The organism is Priestia sp. KCTC 13724 (genome assembly GCF_056820425.1).
In genome coordinates, this window is the sequence record NZ_JBXDLD010000067.1 from 1 (window position 1) to 1,236 (window position 1,236).

Consider the following 1,236-nt stretch of genomic DNA (forward strand, 5'->3'; position numbering starts at 1 on the left):
TTCGTTTTTCTTTATAAAAGGAAAAATAAGAAAACAGAAAATTCGGTTAAAATTTATGCGACGCTAGTGATTTAAGATAGAACAATAAAAACAGGATACATCATCTTATAATAATGGAGAAAGCAGGCGAGAACCCTGTTCAACAATGCGATCGGTCAGGGATCGTTGCAGCAAGTCTTCAATTCTTAATGGTACAGAATCAGTAAGATCCCTCTCGAACTGCTCTGTGAGTTCCCCTGCCACATCAGCACTGTACACGACTTGACACACTTCATAATTCAGGCGAAAACTTCTCATATCATAGTTTGCTGCGCCTACTTCTGCAATTTCCTCATCAATGATCATCAGTTTCGCATGTAACATTCCTTTACCGTACTGGTAGATTTGGACCCCAGCTTCTATAAGTTCCCCGTAATAGGTACGACTTGCAAAGCCCACGATTTTTTGATTAATATGGCGAGGAACAAGTAATCTTACCCGTACACCACGAGCCACAGCTGTCTTTAATGCCATAATAATATCTGTTTCTGGTATAAAGTAGGGCGTTGTTATATCAATGGTTTTGGTCGCTTGTGTTATACATATAAAGTAAGCTTGACGAATAACTGGTGTAGGAATTCCAGGGTTTCCTTCCAACGTATGGATGTATGCTTTTTGCAATTCTCCTGTCTTTGTTTGAGTATTGTCTGTTTTACCTTCTATAGGCCATAACTCAGATCCTAATTCGGCAGACCATCTTGAAAGATCTATGCTGCCGGTTGGATTGATTTCCTTTGATTTATATTTTGGGATTTTAGTGGCCTTTTTCGTTGCCTCAGATTTTGTTTTTGACTTTATCCGTTCTGGTACAGCGATATTCCAATGAACGTCGAAGATAGTCTGCAAGTCGCCTGTTGCTTCCCCTATAATTTGCAAATGAGTATCCCTCCAAAATCCTACGCCTGGCTTTAATCCTGTATATTCATACCCAACGTTCATACCGCCAGTAAAGGATTCCTTTCTGTCAATCGTCACAATCTTACAATGATCCCGATAATTCCAATTGGACAAAATCCAGGGAAAGCTTAAAGGAAATATTGTCCGACATTCTATCCCTGCTTCCACCATCTGAAGAATTTTTTGACGCGGAAATTTTTTACTCCCCCAACCATCTCTAATAAAACGAATCCGCACTCCATTTACTGCTTTTTCAATCAGCAGTTCTGTGATGCGATTACCAATTTGGTCGTTCCGATA

The 1,236-nt window shown here is 39.7% G+C and carries 1 protein-coding gene; it reads right to left on the minus strand.

Features of this window, described 5'->3' with window-relative positions; genetic code table 11:
• Nucleotides 1-105: 105 nt before the first annotated feature.
• Nucleotides 106-1,236 (minus strand): phospholipase D-like domain-containing protein (locus AC1UFB_RS09605; RefSeq protein WP_482589079.1); only part of this gene is annotated, 1,131 nt, incomplete at its 5' end.